Annotated in this window: 2 protein-coding genes and 1 pseudogene; all 3 read right to left on the bottom strand. The window is 73.1% G+C overall.

Going from position 1 to position 1,327, the window contains the following annotated elements; translation table 11 throughout:
- Positions 1–343 (bottom strand): annotated as a pseudogene (locus tag DW309_RS05775) (two-component sensor histidine kinase); the annotation flags it as partial.
- A gap of 3 nt (positions 344–346) precedes the next feature.
- Positions 347–1,018 (bottom strand): response regulator transcription factor, encoded by a 672-nt coding sequence (locus DW309_RS05780; RefSeq protein ID WP_136034281.1) that lies wholly within the window; start codon positions 1,016–1,018, stop codon positions 347–349.
- Between the two features lie 38 nt (positions 1,019–1,056).
- Positions 1,057–1,327: TrmH family RNA methyltransferase (locus DW309_RS05785; protein WP_136044827.1), on the bottom strand; the 271-nt coding region annotated here is incomplete at its 5' end.

Here is a 1,327-nt window from a genome sequence, read left to right on the forward strand (position 1 = left end):
CACGACGGCCGGAGAGCGCCAGCCGCACGCGCTCCGCATCCGCCTCCGACAGCACCGCGTCGCCGTGCGCGCCCGCGGCCCACGCGGCCCCCGCGAGGTCGAACACGGTCACCTCGATGCCGTACACCTCCTGGAAGCGCCGTACCTCCGCGTCGACCACCGCGGGGCTGCCCGAGCGCAGCGCCTGTCGTGCGCTGGTGACGAAGTAGCCGAGGTCGCCCAGCTGCTCGGTGTAGAACGCCTGCTGGACACTGCGCGACGCGCTCCACGCCGCCACTCCCCCGAGCGACACCAGGACCGCGACCAGCGGCACCAGGAACATGACGATCAGGCGACGGCGCACGACTCAGGACTCCGCGAGCCGGTAGCCGACACCGCGCACCGTCTCGATGAAGCCGCGGTCGCCGGTCTTGCGTCGGATCGCCGCCACGTGCACCTCGAGCGAGTGCCCGAATCCGCGCCAGTCCGTGTTCCACACCTCCCGGATCAGCCGCTCCTTCGGTACCGCCACCCCGGGGTAGCGGGCGAGCACACCCACGATGTCGAACTCCTTGCGGGTCAGGCCCACCACGGCGCCGTCGACCCGCACCTCGCGCGCCACCAGGTCGATGTGCACGCTCCCGTCGTGCAACAGCACCCGGGTGTCCGCCTCGGTGCGCAGGGGACGGGAGCGTCGCGTCACGGCCTCGATGCGCGCCAGCAGCTCGTGCACGTCGTACGGCTTCACGACGAAGTCGTCCGCGCCCGCCCGCAGCCCCTTGATGCGCTCGGCCACCTGGTTGCGGGCGGTCACGATCACGATCGGCACGTCGGAGCGCCCACGGATGCGACGGCACAGGTCGATGCCGTCCACGTCGGGCAGCCCGAGGTCCAGCAGCACGACCTCGGTGTCGGCGTCCACGAGGGTGAGCGCCTGCGCACCGTCGGACGCCCGCACCGTCGCGTACCCGGAGCGCGCCAGGAACGCCTCCAGTGCCGCCGCGACCCGCTCGTCGTCCTCGACGATCAGTACCCTCATCGCCCCCGCTTCCCCGCTTCCCCGCTCTTCCCGCCCGCTCAGCCCGTCGGCGCCGCGCGCTGCGCGAACGCGCTCTCGTACAGGCACACGCTCGCCGCCGTGGCGAGGTTGAGCGACTCCGCACGACCGAAGATCGGCAGCCGCAGGACGCGGTCCGCGAGCTCCAGCGCTTCGTCCTCCAGGCCGCGCGCCTCGTTGCCGAACAGCCAGGCGGTGGGCTCGGCCAGCACGCCGTCCGCGCGGGCCCCCAGCAGGTCGTCGCCCTTCACATCTGCCGCGAGGATGCGCAGACCGGCGGCGTGCGCGCGG

Origin of the sequence: Microbacterium sp. K41 (assembly GCF_004794395.1) — a bacterium.
GTDB lineage: Bacteria > Actinomycetota > Actinomycetes > Actinomycetales > Microbacteriaceae > Microbacterium > Microbacterium sufflavum.

Coding starts and splice junctions, on each gene's coding strand:
- DW309_RS05780 (WP_136034281.1), bottom strand. CDS start 1,018: ATGAGGGTACTGATCGTCGAGGACGACGAGCGGGTCGCGGCGGCACTG.